1 rRNA gene is annotated in these 1,323 nt (G+C 55.6%); it reads left to right on the top strand.

From position 1 onward, the window contains the following. Window positions 1–43 precede the first annotated feature (43 nt). A 23S ribosomal RNA gene (locus tag K2F47_RS40315) occupies window positions 44–1,323 on the top strand; the annotation flags it as partial.

The raw sequence follows: 1,323 nt of genomic DNA, 5'->3' as shown, positions 1-1,323 counted from the left end.
GGGTGTTGTTGTTTTACTGCGATTTGTTTTGATCGTTTTGTGTGTTCAAGTTTTTAAGGGCATACGGTGGATGCCTTGGCATCAGGAGCCGATGAAGGACGTGGGAGCCTGCGATATGCCTCGGGGAGTCGGCAACCAGACTTTGATCCGGGGATTTCCGAATGGGGAAACCTGGCACCCGTCATGGGGTGTCGCCGCCGTCTGAATGTATAGGGCGGTTGGTGGGAACGCGGGGAAGTGAAACATCTCAGTACCCGCAGGAAGAGAAAACAATAGTGATTCCGTGAGTAGTGGTGAGCGAAAGCGGAGGAGCCTAAACCGTGCGCGTGTGATAGCCGGCAGGCGTTGCGTGTGCGGGGTTGTGGGACCATCCTGATTCAGCTGCCGCTGGGTCGAGAAGTTACAAACTGCTCGGATAGTCGAATGGCATGGGATGGCCGACCGTAGACGGTGAGAGTCCGGTAGACGAAATTCGAGTGGCTTCTGGGTGTGTTCCCGAGTAGCACGGGGCCCGTGAAATCCTGTGTGAATCTGCCACGACCACGTGGTAAGGCTGAATACTTCCTGGTGACCGATAGCGGACTAGTACCGTGAGGGAAAGGTGAAAAGTGCCCCGGTGAGGGGTCGTGAAATAGTACCTGAAACCGTGTGCCTACAAGCCGTCAGAGCGTCCTCACAGGGAATCTTTGGTTTTCTGTGTTCGTGATGGCGTGCCTTTTGAAGAATGAGCCTGCGAGTTATGGTGTGTGGCGAGGTTAACCGGTGGCGGGTAGCCGTAGCGAAAGCGAGTCTGAATAGGGCGATATAGTCGCATGCTGTAGACCCGAAGCGGGGTGATCTAGCCATGGGCAGGGTGAAGCGCCGGTAAGACGGTGTGGAGGCCCGAACCCACCAGGGTTGAAAACCTGGGGGATGACCTGTGGTTAGGGGTGAAAGGCCAATCAAACTCCGTGATAGCTGGTTCTCCCCGAAATGCATTTAGGTGCAGCGTTGCGTGTTTCTTGCCGGAGGTAGAGCTACTGGATGGCTGAGGGGCCCTACAAGGTTACTGACGTCAGCCAAACTCCGAATGCCGGTAAGTGAGAGCGTGGCAGTGAGACTGCGGGGGATAAGCTTCGTAGTCGAGAGGGAAACAGCCCAGATCATCGGTTAAGGCCCCTAAGCGTGTGCTAAGTGGGAAAGGATGTGGAGTTGCTGTGACAACCAGGAGGTTGGCTTAGAAGCAGCCATCCTTGAAAGAGTGCGTAATAGCTCACTGGTCAAGTGATTCCGCGCCGACAATGTAGCGGGGCTCAAGCACACCGCCGAAACCGTGGCATTGCA

Origin of the sequence: Actinomadura terrae (assembly GCF_022751215.1) — a bacterium.
GTDB lineage: Bacteria > Actinomycetota > Actinomycetes > Streptosporangiales > Streptosporangiaceae > Spirillospora > Spirillospora terrae.
This window is presented reverse-complemented; position numbering and strand designations above follow the sequence as displayed.